Source organism: Actinacidiphila guanduensis (assembly GCF_900103985.1).
Lineage (GTDB): Bacteria > Actinomycetota > Actinomycetes > Streptomycetales > Streptomycetaceae > Actinacidiphila > Actinacidiphila guanduensis.
The window spans coordinates 193,555-212,598 of sequence record NZ_FNIE01000001.1; the positions used below are offsets into that span (position 1 = coordinate 193,555).

Annotated in this window: 14 protein-coding genes and 3 pseudogenes; 7 read left to right on the forward strand and 10 right to left on the reverse strand. The window is 72.6% G+C overall.

What is annotated here, in order from left to right:
- Positions 1–14: 14 nt before the first annotated feature.
- Entirely contained in the window at positions 15–3,371 is a 3,357-nt protein-coding gene (locus BLR33_RS00920) for a GH92 family glycosyl hydrolase (protein WP_245771059.1), read from the reverse strand.
- A gap of 666 nt (positions 3,372–4,037) precedes the next feature.
- Here BLR33_RS00920 and pyrE point away from each other — a divergent pair.
- Both pyrE and BLR33_RS00935 read left to right on the forward strand, forming a co-directional pair.
- Positions 4,038–4,598 (forward strand): orotate phosphoribosyltransferase, encoded by a 561-nt coding sequence (gene pyrE, locus BLR33_RS00930; protein ID WP_093782280.1) that lies wholly within the window; start codon positions 4,038–4,040, stop codon positions 4,596–4,598.
- 97 nt (positions 4,599–4,695) lie between these two features.
- Positions 4,696–5,095: pseudogene (locus tag BLR33_RS00935) on the forward strand (transposase); the annotation flags it as partial.
- 16 nt (positions 5,096–5,111) lie between these two features.
- Here BLR33_RS00935 and BLR33_RS34940 read toward each other — a convergent pair.
- A complete protein-coding gene (locus tag BLR33_RS34940; RefSeq protein WP_176930046.1) occupies positions 5,112–5,834 on the reverse strand; it encodes a DUF6924 domain-containing protein in 723 nt (240 codons plus the stop codon).
- A 107-nt stretch (positions 5,835–5,941) separates the two neighbouring features.
- Here BLR33_RS34940 and BLR33_RS37260 point away from each other — a divergent pair.
- Together BLR33_RS37260 and BLR33_RS35740 are read left to right on the forward strand one after the other, a co-directional pair.
- Positions 5,942–6,577, forward strand: a pseudogene (locus BLR33_RS37260) (helix-turn-helix domain-containing protein); the annotation flags it as partial.
- Positions 6,578–6,645: 68 nt separating this feature from the next.
- The gene (locus BLR33_RS35740) at positions 6,646–7,350 is read left to right on the forward strand and encodes a hypothetical protein (protein WP_245771130.1); all 705 of its coding nucleotides are present in this window, start codon (positions 6,646–6,648) and stop codon (positions 7,348–7,350) included.
- Between the two features lie 34 nt (positions 7,351–7,384).
- On the opposite strand, the gene BLR33_RS00960 is transcribed toward BLR33_RS35740, so the two are convergent.
- The 4 genes and pseudogenes from BLR33_RS00960 to BLR33_RS00975 all read right to left on the reverse strand — a co-directional run bounded on the left by BLR33_RS00960 (position 7,385) and on the right by BLR33_RS00975 (position 10,032).
- Positions 7,385–7,858, reverse strand: coding sequence for a hypothetical protein (locus tag BLR33_RS00960; RefSeq protein ID WP_093782697.1), 474 nt, complete (start codon positions 7,856–7,858; stop codon positions 7,385–7,387).
- Positions 7,859–8,192: 334 nt separating this feature from the next.
- Positions 8,193–8,843, reverse strand: coding sequence for a uracil-DNA glycosylase (locus BLR33_RS00965; protein ID WP_093782283.1), 651 nt, complete (start codon positions 8,841–8,843; stop codon positions 8,193–8,195).
- Positions 8,844–8,946: 103 nt separating this feature from the next.
- A pseudogene (locus tag BLR33_RS00970) lies at positions 8,947–9,542 on the reverse strand (DUF4291 domain-containing protein).
- A gap of 70 nt (positions 9,543–9,612) precedes the next feature.
- A complete protein-coding gene (locus BLR33_RS00975; RefSeq protein ID WP_093782285.1) occupies positions 9,613–10,032 on the reverse strand; it encodes a PPOX class F420-dependent oxidoreductase in 420 nt (139 codons plus the stop codon).
- A 336-nt stretch (positions 10,033–10,368) separates the two neighbouring features.
- Between BLR33_RS00975 and BLR33_RS00980 the strand changes: the two genes are divergently transcribed.
- Positions 10,369–11,289: a carbohydrate kinase family protein gene (locus BLR33_RS00980; RefSeq protein ID WP_093782286.1), complete on the forward strand. Its 921-nt coding sequence runs from the start codon at positions 10,369–10,371 to the stop codon at positions 11,287–11,289.
- Between the two features lie 138 nt (positions 11,290–11,427).
- Here the strand turns inward: BLR33_RS00980 and BLR33_RS00985 are convergent, their stop codons facing one another.
- The 3 genes from BLR33_RS00985 to BLR33_RS00995 all read right to left on the reverse strand — a co-directional run bounded on the left by BLR33_RS00985 (position 11,428) and on the right by BLR33_RS00995 (position 15,605).
- The gene (locus BLR33_RS00985; RefSeq protein WP_176930060.1) at positions 11,428–12,825 is read right to left on the reverse strand and encodes an MFS transporter; all 1,398 of its coding nucleotides are present in this window, start codon (positions 12,823–12,825) and stop codon (positions 11,428–11,430) included.
- The gene (locus BLR33_RS00990) at positions 12,822–13,352 is read right to left on the reverse strand and encodes a MarR family winged helix-turn-helix transcriptional regulator (protein ID WP_093782288.1); all 531 of its coding nucleotides are present in this window, start codon (positions 13,350–13,352) and stop codon (positions 12,822–12,824) included. The genes BLR33_RS00985 and BLR33_RS00990 overlap by 4 nt, the downstream gene beginning before the upstream one ends.
- Before the next feature lie 138 nt (positions 13,353–13,490).
- Positions 13,491–15,605 carry a SpoIIE family protein phosphatase gene (locus BLR33_RS00995; RefSeq protein WP_176930061.1) on the reverse strand — a complete coding sequence of 705 codons (2,115 nt, stop codon included), beginning with the start codon at positions 15,603–15,605 and terminating at the stop codon, positions 13,491–13,493.
- 222 nt (positions 15,606–15,827) lie between these two features.
- On the opposite strand from BLR33_RS00995, the gene BLR33_RS01000 reads away from it, so the two are divergent.
- Positions 15,828–16,859: a zinc-binding alcohol dehydrogenase family protein gene (locus BLR33_RS01000; RefSeq protein WP_245771061.1), complete on the forward strand. Its 1,032-nt coding sequence runs from the start codon at positions 15,828–15,830 to the stop codon at positions 16,857–16,859.
- Positions 16,860–17,156: 297 nt separating this feature from the next.
- Entirely contained in the window at positions 17,157–17,708 is a 552-nt protein-coding gene (locus BLR33_RS34945) for an Rv1733c family protein (RefSeq protein ID WP_093782291.1), read from the forward strand.
- An 84-nt stretch (positions 17,709–17,792) separates the two neighbouring features.
- Here BLR33_RS34945 and BLR33_RS01010 read toward each other — a convergent pair whose 3' ends face one another.
- Entirely contained in the window at positions 17,793–18,764 is a 972-nt protein-coding gene (locus BLR33_RS01010; protein ID WP_093782698.1) for a phosphatase PAP2 family protein, read from the reverse strand.
- Positions 18,765–19,044: the final 280 nt, after the last annotated feature.

Genomic DNA, 19,044 nt, shown 5'->3' on the forward strand with positions numbered 1-19,044 from the left:
GTGCCCGGCGCGTCCTACGCCGTGGCGATGGCGAACAGGTGCATGTCGCCGCCCTGGACCGTGGCCGGCAGGGTGACGGACTTCAGCTGCTTGCCGGACTGCAGGGTGATCGGCGCGGTGGCGAACACGTCGGTGCCCACCGGGTCGACGCCGCCGCCCATGACATCGCGGTAGGGGGTGTGCACCGCGATGGTGTTGCCGAAGGACGGGGTGCCCCCGCCGCCGCCCAGGGTCCAGTCGCTGAAGCCGACGGTGGCCTGCTGGGTGCTGCCGTCGGTGTAGGTGAGGGTGACGGTGCCGCTGGTGTCGCCGAAGGCGGCGCTGCCCAGCAGGCTCAGCTCGGTGGCGCCGGCGGACGTCTTCGACACGTCGAGGACCTGGTCGCCGCCGCCGACGACGATGTTGTCGGGGGCGCCGGGCGCGACGTCGGGCCAGGTGAAGTCGAAGCCGTTCACCGAGACCGTGCCGCCCGGGGTGACCCCGGCGTCGGCGAGTGCCTTGCCCGAGTAACTCCAGCCACCGCCGTCGAAGTTGGCGGTGGGGTTGTCGTCGTCGTAGGAGATGCCGTTGCTGTTGACGTACCAGGTGACGCTGCCGTTGACGCCGACGGTGACGCTCAGCCACACCGTCGGGACCTTCGTGCCGTGGTCGGCGGTGAGCGTCAGCGGCACGCTGTAGACACCGGACTTGGTGCCGGCGGCGACGTCGACGTCGAGCTTCGCGGTGGCCGCGCCGTCCTTGGGGACGGTGACGGTGCCGTGCGACGGCGACAGGGTGATCCCGGCCGGCGCGTCGGCGCTCCAGGAGACCTTCGTCTTCTTGTCCGCGATGGTGGACAGCTTCAGCGAGGTGGTCGCGGAGCTGCCGGGCTCGATCTTCACCGACGCCGGGGAGGCGGCGGCGAAGAACGGTGCCTCGCCGTCACGGAAGGACGGCGGGGCGTCCTTGGCGGCGCTGCCCCAGCGGGTGTCGGCGGTGGCGCCCAGGGTGTAGTCCAGGGTGCCGCCGTGGGTGGTGAAGGAGGCGGGCACCCAGGGCTTGTCGGAGCTGTGGCCGTCGACCTTCAGGCCCTGGATGTAGATGTTGCCGGCCGACGCCTTGGGGGCGTTGACGGTGATGGTGCGGCCGAGGCCGGTGTGGATGACGGCCTTGGGGAAGATCGGCGCGCTGAGCACGAGGTCGGCGCGGCTGGGCACCTGCGGGTAGAGGCCGAGCGCGGAGAAGACATACCAGGAGGACATGGTGCCGGCGTCGTCGTTGCCGGGGATGCCGCCGGGGGTGTTCGTCCACAGCTGGTCGGTCTCGGCCCGCACGGTTGCCTGCGTCTTGTAGGGGGCGCCGAAGTAGTCGTACAGGTAGGGCGCGTTGATGTCGGGCTCGTTCGTCGGGTCGTACTTGGTCTGGTCGTTCGCCGAGAAGTCGAAGCTGCCGTCGGGGGCGTGGAAGAAGGCGTCGAGCCGGTCGACGGCGGTCTGGTCGCCGCCCATCGCCTGGGCGAGGCCGGCGGCGTCGGAGTAGACCATCCACGTGTAGCGGGCGCTGCTGCCCTCGACGAAGCCGTTGCCTGTGCTGGGGCTGAACGTGGCCCCGGCCCACGACCCGTTGGAGTTCCGGTCGCGCATGTAGCCGCCCTGCGCGGTGGCGTTGGGGTCGAAGACGTTCGTCCAGTTGCCGCTGCGGTCGGCGAAGGTCTTCTGGACGGACTTCTGGCCCGCGTCACCGGCGAGTTCGGACAGGCCGAAGTCGGCCGCCGCGTCCTCCAGGGTCTCGGCGGCGCCGCCCCAGCAGTGGCAGTTGTCCGAGGGGACGTAGCCGTTCTTCAGGTACTGGTCCAGGGCGGGCCGCTGGCCGACGCACTCGACGTTGCAGCCGGCGCTGGAGGAGTCGTCGGCGGTGGGCACGGTGGCCGCTTTGACCAGCGAGGCAAGGGCGCCCTTGACGTCGAAGTCGTGGCCGCCGAAGGCGTAGATGCCGGCGAGGGCCGCGTCGGAGGGGTCGCCGGACATGATGCTGGTCTTGCCGTTCTCCAGCAGCCAGCGGTCCCATTCGCCGCCGCGCTGGGTGGCGTAGTTGAACAGGGACTGGGCGTAGTCGCTGCCGATCCTCGGTTGCAGGAGCGTCAGCAGCTGGACCTGGGCGCGGTACTGGTCCCAGCCGGAGAAGGTGCCGTACTGCGCCTGCTGGCCCTTGGCGAGCTGGTGGACGGCCCGGTCGCCGCCGAGGTAGCGCCCGTCCACGTCGCTGGTGAGGGTGGGCTCCAGCATCGAGTGGTAGAGCGCGGTGTAGAAGGTGCTCAGCTGGTCGGCGCTGCCGCCGGAGACCGCGATGCGGCGCAGGGCGGTGTTCCAGGCGGACTTCGCGGCCGCGCGCACGGAGTCGAAGGAACGCGACGGCGGGTTCTCGGCGCGCAGGTTCGCCTCGGCGCCGGCCGCGCCGACGTAGGAGACGGCGACCTTGACCTGCACCTGGTCGGTGCCGGCAGGGAAGGTGACGTAGGCGCCGGAGCCCTTGCCCGCGGCCGCGTTGCCGTTGGCGTCGTAGCCGGTGCCGCCGGTGGCGGAGGTGGAGCCGGGCGCCACGGTGCCGTCGGTCCAGGTGCCGACCTTGGCGAACGGCGTGTCGAAGTGGGCCGTGAAGTGCAGGGTGTAGACGTCGTGCCGGTTGTTGGCGCTCTGCGGGCCGCAGAAGTTGCCGGCGTCCACCGAGCCGGTGACGGTGCGGGTGGCCGCGTCCACGTTCACCGTGGCGCCGGTGCTGCCGCTCTCGGAGTTGGAGGTGCGCAGCAGCATGGTGGCGGGCTTGTCGGCCGGGAAGCCGAACTCGCCGGTGCCGGTGCGGGCGGTGGTGGTCAGTTGCGCGGTGGCGCCGCTGTCGAGGGCGACCTTGTAGTAACCGGCCTCGGCGGTCTCGTTGGCGTGCGAGAAGGTGCTCGCGTAGACCGCGTCCTTGGTGTCGGAGCTGGGCGAGGTGGTCACGTCGCCGACGTACGGCATGATCGGGATGTCGCCGTTCGCGCCCGAACAGCCCACGCCGTTCAGGTGGGTGAGGCTGAAGCCGCGGATCTTGGTGGCGTCGTAGCGGTAGCCGCCCGGGGCCGGGGTGGAGAACTGGTTGCCCGTCGAGTTCTGCGGGCTCCAGGCGAGCATGCCGAACGGGGTGACGGCACCGGGGTAGGTGTTGCCGGCGTTCGAGCTGCCGATCAGCGGGTTGACGTAGGAGGCCGGGTCGGCGGTGGCCGTGCCGGGGGCCGCGGCCGCTGCGGACTGCGCGCCCAGGCCGAGGCCCAGCAGGGCGGCTGCCGCGGTGACGGCGACAACGGCGCGGTGCCGCAGGCGCGTTCTGCCGCCGGAGTGGGTGGGTCTGGCTGACACTTTCCTGCCCTTCGGGTGTGCGGGGAGGAGACCGGCAGGGGCGCGGGCGGCCCCGCCGGTCGGACGGGGACGGCCGGCGCCCCGCGAGGTGGGGTCGGGGAGCCGCCGAGGTGGACAACGTTGTCATGAAGTCGGAAAGTGATGTTCCTCTGGGCTTCACGAGGTGTCAAGGGCGCCCCGCTCCGCGGGGGTTGGCGGGGTTCCTGACGGGGACGGGACAAGTCCGCACAAGCTTCCGCGAGTCGCGTGGGGCGGGTGGGGTGGGCTTCTGGCTGGGGTGCGGGTTGTGCGGCTGCCGCTGCGGCGGGGTGGGGTGCGGGTTGTGCGGCTGCCGCTGCCGCGGGGTGGGGCGGAATGGCGAGGTACGCGACGACTGAGGTTGTCACGAGGACGGGCCCCGCGTCGGCTCTGCCGCGTGCCGGGGCCGGTTGTCATGCCGACGGGGTGCGCCCCGTCTCCTGTCGGGGGTCTGCGAGCCCTCTGCGCTGCCGGCTGTCGAGCGGTCCCGGAATCGCCAGGGCCCCTCCGGGCCGTCGTTTCCCGGAGAGCCGGTGTGCCGGGCGGCTGGCGGCTGGCGACCGGCGGCTGGCGGCTGGCGGCTGGCGGCTGGCGGCTGGCGGCTGGCGGCTGGCGGCTGGCGGCTGGCGGCTGGGAGACTAGTTGCCTGTGACCCACTCCGATCTCGCTCTCCGCATCCATGCCGCCTCTCACCTGACGGGGCAGTTCACGCTCCGGTCGGGACGTACGGCCACGGAGTACTTCGACAAGTACCGGTTCGAGGCGGACCCCGTCCTGCTGGATGAGATCGCCCGGCGGATGGTCCCTCTGGTGCCCGCCGGCACGCAGGTGCTGGCCGGCCTGGAAATGGGCGGCATCCCAGTGGTGACCGCACTCGGCCGGCACACCGGCCTTCCGTGCGCGTTCGTCCGCAAGCAGGCCAAGCCGTACGGCACCTGCCGGCAGGCCGAGGGCGCAGAGGTGGCGGGCCGGAAAGTGCTGGTCGTCGAGGACGTGGTGACCAGTGGCGGACAGATCGCGCTGTCGGCCGCGGACCTGCGAAACCTGGGCGCGCAGGTCGATGAGGCGCTGTGCGTGATCGACCGGGAGCAAGGCGGTGGCGAAGCCCTCAAGGCAGCGGGCATCAGCCTGTTGTCACTGCTGACGGCCGAAGACCTGCGGGCCGCTGCCGCCGGGCCGACCGGGACATCTCGGTGGACTCCGCGGTGACGCGGGCTCCCCTGCACGCCGCCGGAGCAGGTCGGAGGCGCCTTCGTCTGATCATGTGCTCCGGCCAAGGTGCACGTGACCACGATGAAGGCTGACGATGAGTTTGCTGCCTGATGCTGTCCGGAGGGAGGCGCTCGCGGAAGCGTCACGCTTCCGGGGCGAGTCCCATGAGTGTCTGGGCGCTCGGCGCGACGAGTTGTTCGAACTGCTCGGGGCCGTGTGCGGACGGTGCGGTGAAGTCCCTGGTGGATCTGATGTTGCTGCCGGAGCATCGTCGTGGGCTCGGAGCGATGTGCGGCGGTCTGAATCACGGCTGGATCGACGTCGGTCGGCTGCGTACCGTGCTGGCGGGATTATCGCTGCCGCGGTCCGACGGCGGGCGCCTGGTGCCGGCTGTGGATGTGTCGCCGTGGCTCCGCTCGGACGCGCCGTGCCCGGCGGACCGTCCGTACTGCCACGTCCAAGGACGGCCGAAGACAGCCGCGCAGGTGCCGGGGCCCCGACAGCCGGGGGTCAGCCAGCGGTCGAGGAGAAGGAGCGGAAAACTCCGTCCGAGTCCTCGTGCGCCCTCGACGAGAAGTCCTGGAAGTCCATGTTGGCCAGTTCAAGATTGGCATGGATCGAGTGGACCTCCCTCGGCAGCGTGCGGAATTCACGTCCGAACTCGACCATGGCCTCGTACTCATCATCCTCCTCGTCGTCGTCAAAGTCCTCCCGAGTCATGGTGGTGACCGCAAGCAGGGCGTGGTGGTCGGCACGCATCGTCGTGCTGTCGGCGACGAACACCACAGGAAGCTGGTCCCACAGCTCCTCGTGGGCCGATATCGCCGCCAGGATCGCGTCTGTGTCCGCGCCGTCCAGCTCCGGCGCGTCGACCACGTCATAGGATTCCGCGGGGTCGCCGTCGTAGTGGGAGGACCTCTCCAGCTCCGCCGTCATCTCCCGCCACGCAGCCTCGTCCGTAAAGTCGGTCCTGATGATCAGGGCTGAGAACGCGTTGCGCTCCGACAGTCCGGACAACGCCACCATCATCACCACTCCTCGAACAACCCTGTACTCCTGATCAAGGACCAGAAGACAGCGAACGGCACCGACATCGCCTCCGGCACACACAATCCCTCGGGAGGACAGGAAAGCCGTGAGGGAAGGTGACACAGCGACGCATGATGCCGTCGAGTGTAAGTACCTCGTCTTCTCGCATCCGCTCCAGCCGGCGAGAACTGCCTTGGCGGGCACAAACGGCAGTTCCGAAGGGCAACCCATCATTGCGCTACTGAACTTGATCGGGTGATGTCGGGGCTGTTCGCCAGAAAACGACCGGACGGCTCCGGTAGCTCTGTGGCGTGAGATACGCGCAGGGCGGTCGGCTGAACGAGGCCGAGAGGGCCGTCCGGGAGCGGATCCGGATGCAGGCCGTGGACCGCTTCCAATGTGGGGACAACAACCGCGAGATCGCTGCCGCGCTGCGGGTGAGCGAGCGGTCGGTGGAGCGCCGGCGTCGGGCCTGGCGCGCGAGCGCTGCGGATCCGGTGTCCTGTCGAAGGGCTCGCCAGGTCGGCCTCGGCTCAGCGAAGCCGAGATCACCACGCCGGAAGGAGAGTTGGAGCGTGGCCCGCTGGCCCACGGCTGGGTGGACCAGCGATGGACGCTGTCGAGGATCAGGACGCTGATCGGTCGGCTTTCCCACGTCTCCTACACCGTCGAGGGCACCTGGCGGCTGCTGAAGCGGCACGGCTGGAGCCGGCAGCAGCCCGACCGGAGGGCCATCGAGCGCAACGACGATGCGGTCGAGGTGTGGAAGAAGGAGACCCGGCCGCGGGTAAGAGCACGGCGGCGGACCTCGGCGCCTGGATCCCCTTCGAGGACGAGGCGGGTCAGTCGATGACTCCGCCACGCGCCAGAACCTGGGGCCGAATCGGCCGGACCCCGGTCGTCCGAGAGGCCGGGGCTCCGGACGGGTGTCGATGGCAGGCTGGCCGAACCAAGCCGGTATCGTCACGCTGCTTGCCGTCCAGGCTGAAGTGCTCAACTGACCGGAGGTTGATCGGTGGCAACGGACGTCTGGGTCGTGCTGGACGAGAGGCAACGCCTGCGATGGATGTTCGCGCCGTTCGAATGCGTGGGACCTCTGGAATTCGGCATGACGCACGAGCAGGCAGAGGCGGCAGTCGATGGCATGCTGCAGGCCGCTCTTCGTGAGGGTCCTTCCGGAAACGAGGTACGGGCTGACTACTGGCTGGCGCAGCGCCCTGATGCAGGGTTCTCCGGGCCGGCGGTAACCGTCTACTACGACCGGGCGATCGGCTTGGCAGGCATCGCGGTCAACGCGCTGCGGGGTCCGCAGGTGACCCTGGACGGGATGGGCCTCGTGGGTCAGGTGCCATCACGCCTGGAGGATCAGTTCACCGACTACCTCGAGACGCACAACAAGGACCTCCGGTACTCGCAGTGCGCCGATCCGTGCTCGGCCCAGCTTGGTTTGGTACTCCGGGCCCAGCGGGCCGGCGACCTCGTATTGAGCCGCCCGGTGATGGTGGCCGAAGGATGGGCCGACCGTTGCTGGGACACCACGGGGGCTGCATCCCCCAACAGGAGTGGAAGACCTTCGAGTGGTGAGTGCCAGCCGATACCGTCGGACTGTCTGGCCAGAGGCTCGCCTCTCTGCCCACAGCGGCCCTCCATTTCTTCGATATCACCCTTTCAATTTCACTGGTGCCGTATCCCGACGACGTTCGCCTGCTGGGGGCGATGAGGTTGCGCTGCTGGTCGTAGCAGGAGGGTTGGTGTCAGGTGAGGTTGTCTTGGGCCCAACGGGCGAAGCCGGCGAGCTTGGCAGCGGCGGCTTCGATGTCGCCGACCGCGATGGGCTGTTCGGTTTGCCCGTCGAAGCCTTCGAGCCCGGTTGCTTCCTCGACTATGCCTGCGACGCGGTACGCCTCCGCGATGATCGGCAATGCCGCCTTTCCCGGGTAGCGGTAAGGGATCTCGATGTCGGCCGAGTCCCCGGCGTAGTCCAGCTGGAGGTGGCCGGCAGGGCCGTCCCGCCACAAGGTCAGGCTGTAGAGGTACTCCTGTGACGTAACGGGCCCGACCTCCGCAGTGACCCGCCGCAGGATCAGCTCCCATGCGGCGCGCTGGGCCGTGGTCAAAAGGAGAGGTACCGGTTCGGCGTCCGGGTCGTGCTCCGCTGCGCGATCCTCCAATGTCTCCAGGAGGGTGAGGCCAGGACGCCGGCGCGCGAAGATGATGTCGTAGGTCACCGTCCCCAAAGTAGAGCCCTCACCTCGATGGCCTCCAAGCCGTGGCCGAGCGAGCTTCCCCACCTGGAGCCTGGCCGAGCCGACCGACTTCCTGGTCGCCGAGGGGTGGTCGACAACATCAGCCTCGGGACCTGCGCATCCTGCTCCGCGAGGAAGGCGGCACCTTTCAACGCGTGAGGCCTGGAAGACTTCCAACGACCCGAGTACGCGACCAGGAAAGCCCGCCACCCTGCCGTCGTACGCGCGTCGGTGACGTGCCGTCGGCTGCCCGCACGCGCATCTCGACCGCCGCCCGGCTGACAATCGAGCGGCTGGGCTACGAGATTGGGCCGCTTCAGCTCGGACGAGGGTGCTGCTGGGCCTCGTTCAGAGCTGCCAGCTGGGTGGTGAAGATGCGGGCGCCGCCTTGGGCGGGGTGGCGGATCGGGGTGGCCGGGATGCCGTTGCGGGACAGGGCGGCCTCGGCTTTGCGGCCCACCGCCGCGAAGGTCGTGATGCCGAAGGCCTCGGCCAGGGCGAGGGCCACCGGGGTGCCCGCGGCGATCTCCGCGGCGCGCGGGGTGCGGTTGGTGGCGGGGCGGCCCGGCTCGTGGGGGTGCAGCGGATAGACCCCCCAGAACAGGGGCAGCGGTCCGCGCCAGTCGGCCATCGCGCTCCATACGGTGTCCGAGGACGACTCCCAGGTCGCCGCCGGGGCCTCCGGCGGCGTGAAGCCGTCGCCCTCGGGCCGCCCGGTGATCAGGCCCGGCCGGGCGCCCACTTGCCGCATGCTCATGAAGGGCACCCCGGTCACGGTGTGGCCGCGGTACCCGGGGGCCTCGCCGACGAGCATCACCCGCGGCCCGATGTCCGCCAGCAGCTCTAAGTAGTGCCGCAGGTTCGCCTCCCGCAGCCGCCCGTGCGGGTCGTCCCCGTAGAGGTACTCCGCGTCCTGCGGCACGGGCAGCGCCCGCAGCAGCTCCCAGAACCGCCCGGTGTCGACCACGGCTCTCCTTCCGTCGAGGGCCCAGCCTGCCACGCTTGCGGGCCGGTGCCGGACAGCGCCGTTCCGCACCGCGACGTCCCTTCGGGCCCTGACGGGCCGCTGCTCAGGCCCGCAGGTGCGCGAGGTCCGCGTCGGGGACGGGGTAGGGTCGCTCGTCGGGCAGCAGGGCGCGGGCGCCGTCCAGGTCGCCGGCCCGGACCCGGGCGTGCACCGCGTGCGCCAGCGGGGTGACGTCCGTGATGCCCGTGATCCACTCGTCGGCGTACGCGCGGGCCGCCTCGCCCGCGAGGCCGAGTTGCAGCGAGCGGTAGGGCAACGGGCGCAGGTGCAGGTCGCGTTCGGGGTCCCATTGGACGCGGGCCGGGGAGCGCTTCATCTGCTCCTTCCAGGCCGCATGGTCGCCGTGCAGCGCCGGCTCGTAGTGGGCGAGGCAGGCGTGCGCGAGGGCCCACGCCAGTCCCTCGCGGGTGATCTCCACCGCGACCACGGTCTCCTGGCCCGGCTTGGTCGCCCAGCCGCAGCGGTACATCATCCACAGGAACGACGGCTTGATCCACGTCATACGGTCCCGCTGCCACGTGCCCGGGAATCGGCCCGCCCTCGCCGCGGGCAGCCCGATACCGGGGCTGTACGCCTGGTAGACCGTCACGGTGGTGTGGCGGTGTGGGCCGCGCGGATGCGGTGCTCCGGTTCTTCCACGCGGCCAGGGTGGCGCGGCGGCGGTGGGGCGGGCCAGCGGTTTTCCGTGGGGCGCGGGCGGGATGGCGGCTCAGCCCGGCTGGTCGTTGTCCTTCATGGCGCCCCAGCCGTGCCAGCGGTCGATCTCGATCCAGGCGCTGAAGCGCTGGCGGTCGCGGACGGGGTACGGCTTGCCGATGTAGTGCTGGGCGATGCGGTCGATGTCGACGAGCCCGGCGTCCTCCTGGATGGCGCCGATGTGGCCGACGATGCTGACGTGGGTGTACCAGTCGTCGCCCGCGAGCACGGTCAGGGAGACCCGGGGGTCGTTGCGCATGTGCTTGAGGCGGGCGCGGACATGGTCCAGGTTCACCAGCACGCGGCCCTCGTCCCACAGGTACCAGGTCGCGGTCGACACGGGCTGGCCGTCGGGCCGCAGGGTGGTGATGACGGCGGGGTTCGCCTTCTTGAGCAGTTCGACGGCCTCTGCGGTGAGCGGGGGTTTCGACATGTCACGCCTTTCCTGGGTCACGGCTTGAGTCACGGTTCCCGAAGATCACTCTTCCACACCGCGCGGGATCTTCGCGGGGGCCCACCGGGCGTCCGCCGAAAACGCACCGAGCCGGCTGCTCGGGGGCGGGCGAAGCGTACGGGGGTCACCGTGTGGGCGAGGGAGCGTCCGCGACCGCCGGGGGTTCGGCGCGGACCCGATCGGCCCCCTTCGGCCCGGGGGCGCCCCGCGGCGCCGTAGCGGGAGAGTGCGCACCAGGCGCCCCTGGCGATCCCGCAGGGCCGGCTGCGGTGGGGCGCCGCGTACAGGGTGGGGGCGATCCGGGAAACTGAGGGGATGACGGAATTTCTGGTGATCGGCGAGTGCGTCGCCGATATCGTCCGCGTACCGGGGCGGCCGGACGTGCCCCATCCCGGCGGGAGCCCCGCGAACGTGGCGTACGGGCTGGCACGGCTGGAGCGGCGGACCGCGCTGCTGACGCAACTGGGCGAGGACGCGGCCGGCGAGCTGATCGGGGACCACCTGCGCAAGGCCGGCGTGGACCTGCTGGACGACGGGCAGCGCGGGGTCGCCACCCCGACCGCCGTGGTCACGCTGGACGGCGACGGCAGCGCCTCGTACGACTTCTCGGTCGGCTGGACGCTGCGGCCCGTGCTGCTGCCGGTCGCGCCCCGGCATGTGCACCTCGGTTCGATCGGTGCCGTGTGCGCCCCCGGCGCGGCCGCGGTGCTCGCGATGGCCGAGCGCCTGCGGCCGTACGCCACCGTCAGCTACGACCCGAACGTGCGCCCCGCGCTGTTCGGCGAGCACGACGACGCCGTCGCCCGCGTCGAGGAGTGCGTGGCGCTGGCCGATGTCGTCAAGGCGAGCGACGAGGACCTGGCCTGGCTCTACCCGCACGCCTCCGTCGCGGACGTCGCCGCGCGCTGGCTGGAGATGGGACCCGCCGCGGTGTTCGTGACCCTCGGCGCCAAGGGGGCCGTCGCCCACACCCGCACCCACGCGGTCACGGGCACGCCCGTCGCCACCCAGGTGGCCGATACGGTGGGCGCGGGCGATTCCTTCATGTCCGCCGCCCTGGACGCGCTCGCCGACCTCGGCCTGACCGGCGGCGACGCCCGTACCGCACTGGGCGAACTGGACGAGGCGGCCCTCGCCCGTGTCCTGCGCCAGGCGGGCACCGCAGCCGCGCTCACTGTCTCCCGCCCGGGCGCGAACCCGCCGGACCGCGCCGAGTTGGCCGTCGCCTTGGCCTGACCGACCACCGGGCCCGCCCTCACCGACGGGCCCGCTCCTCCCCCGCTTGCCAACCCGGGGCGCCGGGCTCGACCGCCGCCGCGTGGACCTCGCTCGACCAACAGCCCGGCGCCTCCCCACAGGTGAGAGACCGCCGTCTCAACTGCCGTGGGGCGTACGCGCATCCGCCGGCGCCGGCGGCACCTCCGCAGCCGCCGCCTCCGGCCGCGTCGGCTCAACGGCAGCCGTGGCACCCGTCGTCGGGCTGCCGGAGGCGGACGCGGGCTCGGAGGTGCTCCCCCGCTCGGAAGTGACTTCATCGGGTGGCGGCACTGTCCGGCGCATCACCGGGTACATCAGCAGGCCCAGCGCCAGCGTGGGTGCGCCGCCGGCGATCAGGGACCAGCGGCTGCCGAAGGTCTGGCCGATCCAGCCGACCAGGGGGCCGCCGACGACCGTGGTGCCGCCCCACGCCATCGCCCACAGGGCCATGACACGTCCCCGCATCGAGGGGGCGGCGGCGAGCTGCATGGCCGTCTTGGACAGGGAGTTGAAGGTGATGCTGCCGTAGCCGACGAAGGGCAGGACGGCCAGCTCGACGGCGAGGTCGGGCGCGAGGGCGGCGGCGAGGATGGCCAGGCCCCAGCCGATGCCCGCGACGGCCAGCGCTCCCGGGCGCCTCGGGGCGCCCCTCGCGGCGACGATGAGCCCGCCGACAACCGCGCCGACCGCCATCACGGTGACCATCGCGCCGAAGGTGCCCGCCCCGCCGTGGAAGGCGCCGCGGGCGACCAGCGGGAGAGTGAGGGGGAACTCGTAGGCGAGCATGCCGGTGACGGTGAGCATCAGCAGCGGCAGGAGCAGCGCGGGGGTGCGGCGGGTGTAGCGCAGGCCGTCGCGGATCTGGCCCTTCTGCCGCGGCGGACGGTCCACCGGGGCCATCTCGGAGCGCCGCATCCGGGCGAGGCTGACGATCACGGCGCCGAAGGAGACCGCGTTGAGCGCGAAGCACGTGGTGAGCCCCAAGGCGGCGACGATCGCGCCGCCCGCCGCCGAGCCGATCACCCGCGCCATGTTCACCGACACGGAGTTGAGGGTGACGGCGTTGGCGAGCCGCTCGCGCGGGACGAGTTCGCCGATCAGGCTCTGCCGGGCGGGGTTGTCGAAGACGGTGAGCGAGCCGAGCAGCAGCGAAAGGCCGATCACCAGGCCGACATTGATGGCGTCCAGGGCGGTGAGCACGGCGAAGAGGACCGCGATGCCGGCCGAGGCGGACTGCGTCAGGTAGAGCAGCCGGCGCTTGTCGTAGCGGTCGGCGACGAGTCCGCCGACCGGGCCGAGGACGACAAACGGCAGGAAGCGGGCGGCGGTCGCGATGCCGAGGTCGCTGCCGCTGCCGGTCAGGCGCAGCACGAGCAGGGCGAGCGCGAGCGACTGCATCCATGTGCCGGCCACCGATACCGAGTAACCCCAGAAGTACAGCCGGTAGTTGCGCACGGACAGTGAGGACAGGGCGCGGGCGAGGGGGCCGGGGGCGGCCGCGGCACCGGCCGTCACGAGGCCCGCCCGCCGGTCCCGGTCCCGCCGGTGGATGCGGCCGGTGTTCCCGCGGCCGGCACCGCGGCAGGGCTGCCGGAAAGTGCCGGCGCGGGCTCCGGCTCGAACTCCGCGAGCCGCTGCATCAGTTCGCCCGCCGCCAGCAGCAGCCGCTGCTCCCGCGGGTCGAGCAGGGTCTCCACCGCGCGGCCGAGCCAGCTGTCCCGGTCGTTGCGCACCCCGGCGACCACGGCCTCGCCCTGCTCGGTGGCGAGCACGAGCACCCGCCGGGCGTCCGCGGCGTCCTTGCGCCGCCGCACATGCCCGGCCGCCTCCAACTCGCGCAGCGCGGCGGCCACGTTGGAGCTGGTCATCATCAGCTCCTCGGCCAAGTGCCGGGGTTGCGGGGTGCCGGGGAAGCGCACGGTGGCGGCGAGCACCTGCAGGGCGGTGCGCGACAACCCGTGCTCGGGGAAGGTCTCGCGCCGCAGCCGCCGCTGGAGCAGCTTGATCTGCGTACGGAGCCGGCGCACTTCTTCTTCGTCCACATAGCTATCTTACATAGCTATTCGACATAGCCACATATCGAGGGGCACGCAGGCACGAGGCGCCGCCGCACAGGCACGAGGTGCAGCCGCGCAGGCACGGGGCATCGCCGATCAGCACCGGATACCCGGCCATGCCCCTCAGGGCGTCGGCAGCCGCAGCGCGTTCCGCGTGGCCGCCTCCTCCGCGCCCAGCACTCGCGTACGGGCCAGCAGCAGCGCGATGTCGTCCTCCGGCCGGAGGATCGGCAGGCGCGAGCCCGGCGGGCGCTGCGGGCGGTGGGCGACGTTCGGCGCCATCGCGCCGATGATGTGCGTGCACAGGTCGTCCAGCGAGGTGCCGGTGCGGGCCATCGCCCGGCGCAGCCGCTCCAGCCCGACGTCGATGTCGTCCTTCCTGGTCTCCACCAGGCCGTCGGTGTAGAGGGCGATGACCGTGCCCTCGGGCAGCTCCATGGTCACCGACTCGTACGACATGGTGCCCAGGCCGATCGGCGGGCCGGACGGCAGGTCGGCGAAGGACACGGTGCCGTCCGGGGTGAGCACCGCGGGCGGCGGATGGCCGGCGCTCGCCATGGTGCAGCGCCGGGTGACCGGGTCGTACACCGCGTACACGCAGGTGCAGCTCATGACGGGGCCGCCGGGCGGCTCGGCGTCGTCCTGGTCGCCCATGAGCAGCACCCGGCGGTCGAGCCGGGCGAGCAGGTCGTGCGGGGGCAGGTCGAGGTCGGCGAGCGTGCCCATGACCGTGCGCAGCTGGCCCATCAGGGCGGCCGCGTTGATCCCGTGCCCGACGACGTCGCCGACCGCCAGGCCGACCCGGTGCCCCGGCAGGTGGATCACGTCGAACCAGTCGCCGCCGACGCCCTCGTGGGTGTGCGCGGGCAGGTAGCGCGAGGCGACGTCCACGGCCTTGCCGCCCGACAGGTTGCGCGGCAGCAGGTTGCGCTGGAGGGCGACGGCCGAGGCGCGCTCACGCGTGTAGCGGCGGGCGTTGTCCAGGCTGAGCGCGGCCCGCCCGGTCAGCTCCTCGATCAGCAGCACGTCGTCGCGCGAGAAGGGCAGGCGGGTGTCGCTGCGGATGAAGACGGCCACGCCGAGGACGGTGCCGCGAGCCTTGAGCGGGACGACCACCAGCGAGTGCATGCCCGTCTCGGCGATCACCCGGGCGCGGTCGGGGTCCTGGTCCAGCCAGGTGCCGGGCGAGGTGTCCAGCACCGGTTCGTAGTGCGTGCGGCCGGAGAACAGGGCGTGGGTGAACGGTGAGGACGGCGGGACGAACACCGGCTCGCCCACCTTCCACAGCGCCTCGGGCATCCCCTCGTGCACCGAGGCGAGGCCCGCCCGGCGGAAGACGGGGATGGCGCCCGGGGTGGACGGCAGGCGCTGCAGCGGCTCCTCGCCCAGCGGCACGCTCTCGGCGAGGTCGACGGTGACGTAGTCGGCGAGCAGCGGCACCGCGGCGTCGGCGAGCTCCTGCGCGGTGCGGATGACGTCGAGCGTGGTGCCGATGCGGTTGCCGACCTGGCCGAGGGTGAGCAGGTGCTGGCGGGCGAGCGAGGTCTCGATGTCGGTGGCCATGTTGCACAGGCCGAGCGGGCGGCCGTCCGGGCCGTCCAGCCGGAAGTACGAGGCGGACAGGATGCGGTCCTGGTCCTCGCCTGGGACCCGCCAGGTGTACTCGCGCTCGATGACCGGCTCCCCCGTCTCCAGCACCTGGCGCATCGCGGCGGTGATCGCGCGGCCGTTGGCGCCGGGCTGCACCTCGCTCATCAGGCGGCCGATCCGGTGGCGGCGCAGGACGCCGTCCTGGCGTTCGGCGGCGGCGTTCGCCCAGATGCAGCGCAGGTCGGTGTCCCACAGGGTCAGGCCGACCGGGGAGCGGGCGAGCAGCGCGGCGCTCACGGTGGAGCCCGCGGGCGGCCACGCGGTCAGGCCCGAGCGGTCGGCTGCCGTCAGCAGCCACGTGTCGTCCCCGGCGCCGTCCAGAGGCCAGGCCTGGACGTCCATCACGACGCCGCTGCCGTCCTTCCGGCGGAGCTGGGTGCGGGCCGTCCACGGCTCCCCCGTGCGGTTGTGGGCCCGCAGCCCGGCGACCTGGGCGGCCGCCGTCCGCTCCGGCAGCAGGTCGGCCACCGGGCGGCCGAGCACGTCCTGGGCGCGGTACCCCAGCGCGTCCTGGGCGGGCGCGGTCCACCCCCGGATCGTCCCGGCGCCGTCGAGCACGGCGGTGGCCGGCGTGCTGTTGTGCGCCATGCGTGCACCTGCCGTTTTGTACTGGATCGGATAGGTACGGTCCATTGTCCGTGAACCGCTGCCGCGGGCACTTTTTGCGTCCCTGGGCCGCTTGGCCTCGCACGGGGGCCGGGCGGTCCTGTGGAACCCGCTGCTTGCGGGGCCCGGCGGCCGCCACGCGGAGCCCCCGGGGGCTCTCCGGGGTGGGGTTGCTGTTCCGGGGGGAGGGCGGATGCTGGGGGTATGGGGAAAATGGGCGAGATCACCGGGTGGGGGGTGGGACGGCCCGGAAAGATGGACACCCGGCCGCTGGTGAGGGTGCGGCGGGAGCTGCGCGCGCCCCAGGCGGGGGAGCTGGTGGTGGAGGTGGAGGCCTGCGGGGTCTGCCGTACGGACCTGCACCTGGCCGAGGGGGACCTGGAGCCCCATCTGCCGGGGACGATCCCCGGGCACGAGATCGTCGGCCGGGTCGTGGCCGCAGGCCCGGGTGCCGAGGGGATCGAGGGCATGGCCGTCGGGGACCGCGTCGGCGGCGCGTGGCTGCGGTACACGTGCGGCACGTGCGCGTACTGCCGGCGCGGCCAGGAGAACCTGTGCCCCTTTTCGCGGTACACCGGGTGGGACGCCGACGGCGGCTTCGCCGACCGTACGCTGCTGCCAGCCGCCTACGCCTATCCGCTGCCCGGGGACGCGGACCCCGCCGAACTCGCCCCGCTGCTGTGCGCGGGCATCATCGGCTTCCGGGCGCTGCGCCGCAGCGCCCTGCCCGAGGGCGGCCGCCTCGGCATCTACGGCTTCGGCGCGTCGGCCCACCTCGCCCTGCAGGTCGCGCTCGCCGACGGCGCCACCGTCCACGTCCTGACCCGCTCCCCGCAGGCGCAGGCGCTCGCCCTGGAGCTGGGCGCGGCCTCCGCGCGGGGCGGCTACGACGCGCCCCCCGACGCGCTGGACTCGGCGATCCTGTTCGCCCCGGTCGGCGACCTGGTGCCGGTGGCGCTGGCGGCGTTGGACCGCGGCGGCACCCTCGCCATCGCCGGCATCCACCTCACCGACATCCCGGTCCTGAACTACCAGGACCACCTCTTCCAGGAGCGGGACCTGCGCAGTGTCACGTCGAACACGCGCGAGGACGGCCGCGACTTCCTGGCCGCCGCCCACCGCATCGGCATCCGGCCCACGATCACCCGGTACCCGATGGACCTGGCCGACGAGGCCCTCGCCGACCTCGCGGCCGACCGCGTCAACGGCGCCGCCGTCCTGGTCCCGGAGCACTGACCCGCCCGTCCCGAGCGCCGGGCCGCCCCTGCACAGGACGGCCCCCTCCCCCGTGCACATGCAGACCGCGCGCCGCCGGCGCCCCCGCGCTGCCGTGCCGCGCCCGGCGGGTCATCCTGGAGGAGGAGAGCGGGTCGCGTCCGCTCCGCCCGCGGCACCGGGTCCGTACGACCGGGGTACCGCGGCCGAACGGCCCTTTCGGCGGGCCGCCCGGCGCGAAAGGGTGGACGGCAAGGGGTACGGGGGCGGACGGGGGCCACCGCTCCGGCGTGGATGCTGCCGAAGGAGCCCGCACTCATGCGTACGACCAGGAGGTTCTGGCGCTGGCGGCGCAACCCGCTCAAGCGCGGTACGGACCGCGTGGAGGCGTGGGTGCTGCTGGCCACGGGAGCGGCGCTCGTCCTGGGCGCCCCCGCGGCGGGCGCGGCCGTGGGGGTCCACACGGCCGCCGACGCCGAGGCGGCGACGACCGGGCTGCACCAGGTGGCCGCGACCGTCACCGAGCAGGCGCCCCCGGCGACGGGGACGCAGAGCAGGGTGCACGCCACCGTCACCTGGCACACCCCGCACGGCGCCGAGGTGGCCACCGCCGAGGTCGCGCCGGACAGCCCCGCGGGCAGCCGGACGGTGATCTGGCTGGACGCCAAGGGGGCGGTGCACCGGCCGCCGCCGGACCCCGCGCTGACCCAGTCCCGGGCCGTCGCCTACGGCGCCATCACCGCCAGCGGCGCTGCCTGCGTGATCAGCTGCGGCAGCATCGCCGTCCAGCACTCGATCGACCGCCGCCGCTCGGAGCGGCTGACCCGCGAGTGGGCGCTGGTGGGCCCGCAGTGGAGCCGCCGCACCTGAGCACGGCGGCCCCGGCCGGAATGCCACACACCGCGGGTCCGCGCGTGCGCTGCGTGCGGACCGGCGGCCGGCTGTCCGTACGGGCTACGTTGACTTGCCGGTCAGCTCGCCCGGGCCCGGGCTCTCGCCCGGTGTGCGGCCCGCGGCCGGGCCGGTGCCCTCCCCCTCCGGGACCGGCGCCGTCTGCTCCTTCGGCTCGCGCCTGCGCCACCAGCGGGCGGACTGCGGGCCGTAGCGCACCTCGGCGTCGGGGAGTGCGTAGGCGGGGCGGCCGGACAGGGCGCGCTGGAAGAGGAAGCCGATCGTGAGGGTGGCCGCGCCGGCGACCGCGTCGGCCAGGAAGTGGTTGGCCGTGGAGAGGATCACCACGAAGGTGGCGAGCGGGTAGCAGGCGCCGAGCACCCGCACCCAGGTGCGGCGGGCGAGGTAGGCCAGGGTGAGCCCGCACCAGGCGGACCACACGATGTGCACCGACGGCATGGCCGCGTACTGGTTGGACACGGCGCTGACGTGCCCGGAGTCCCACGACCCCCACGTGTGGTGGGTGACGACGGTGTCCACGAAGCCCTGCGACTTCAGGAACCGCGGCGGGGCCAGGGCGAAGAAGGTGAAGCCGATCAGGGCGAGCAGGGTCGCGCTGTACAGGGCGGTGCGGCCGGCCCGGTAGTAGGCGGGGCGGCAGGCGTACAGCCAGATGAGGACGGTGGGGGTCACCACGAAGTGGAGCGTGGCGTAGTAGTAGTTCATCCCGACGATCAGCCAGTCGACCCGGTTGACCGCGTGGTTGAGCACCAGCTCGGGATTGAGGTGCACTATGCGCTCGAAGTGCAGCACCTCGCGGGCGCGGTGCATGGCCGCGGTCTCGTGCCGGGGCACGTACCTGCGGGTGCGGCTGTAGGCGAGGTAGAGCGCGACGGTGAAGCCCAGCTCCAGGGCGAGCCGGGGGCGGGTCCGGGTGCGCATCCGCTCGGGCAGCAGCGGGCGGGGCCGCAGGCGCCGCCGGGGCTCCCCGGCCCGGGCGGCGTCATCGGCGGTGGCGGCGGTCTTCTGCGTCATCGGCAGCCGCCCGGACGTCGGCCCGGACCGCTGCCGCCGGGGCACCCCGGCGGGGCTCCTCCCCCGGCGCGCGCGAGCCGTCCGCGGCCTGCGGACCCCACCCCCGCGTGCCGTACGCTCCTGGAAGGGCTCGAACGGTACACCTGCAGCATTCGGTCGGCCTTTCTCGCCGTACGGTTACCGGCCGCCGGCCGGGAGACTCGCCGACAGTACAACGATCACAGAACCTTATGCCCCGCGTTACCCGAGGGACGCCTCCGGGTACCGGTTGCCGGGCAGC

Coding starts and splice junctions, on each gene's coding strand:
- BLR33_RS00975 (WP_093782285.1), bottom strand. CDS start 10,032: ATGTCGAAACCCCCGCTCACCGCAGAGGCCGTCGAACTGCTCAAGAAG.
- BLR33_RS00995 (WP_176930061.1), bottom strand. CDS start 15,605: ATGGCGCACAACAGCACGCCGGCCACCGCCGTGCTCGACGGCGCCGGG.
- BLR33_RS34945 (WP_093782291.1), top strand. CDS start 17,157: ATGCGTACGACCAGGAGGTTCTGGCGCTGGCGGCGCAACCCGCTCAAG.
- BLR33_RS01000 (WP_245771061.1), top strand. CDS start 15,828: ATGGGGAAAATGGGCGAGATCACCGGGTGGGGGGTGGGACGGCCCGGA.
- BLR33_RS01010 (WP_093782698.1), bottom strand. CDS start 18,764: ATGACGCAGAAGACCGCCGCCACCGCCGATGACGCCGCCCGGGCCGGG.
- BLR33_RS00980 (WP_093782286.1), top strand. CDS start 10,369: ATGACGGAATTTCTGGTGATCGGCGAGTGCGTCGCCGATATCGTCCGC.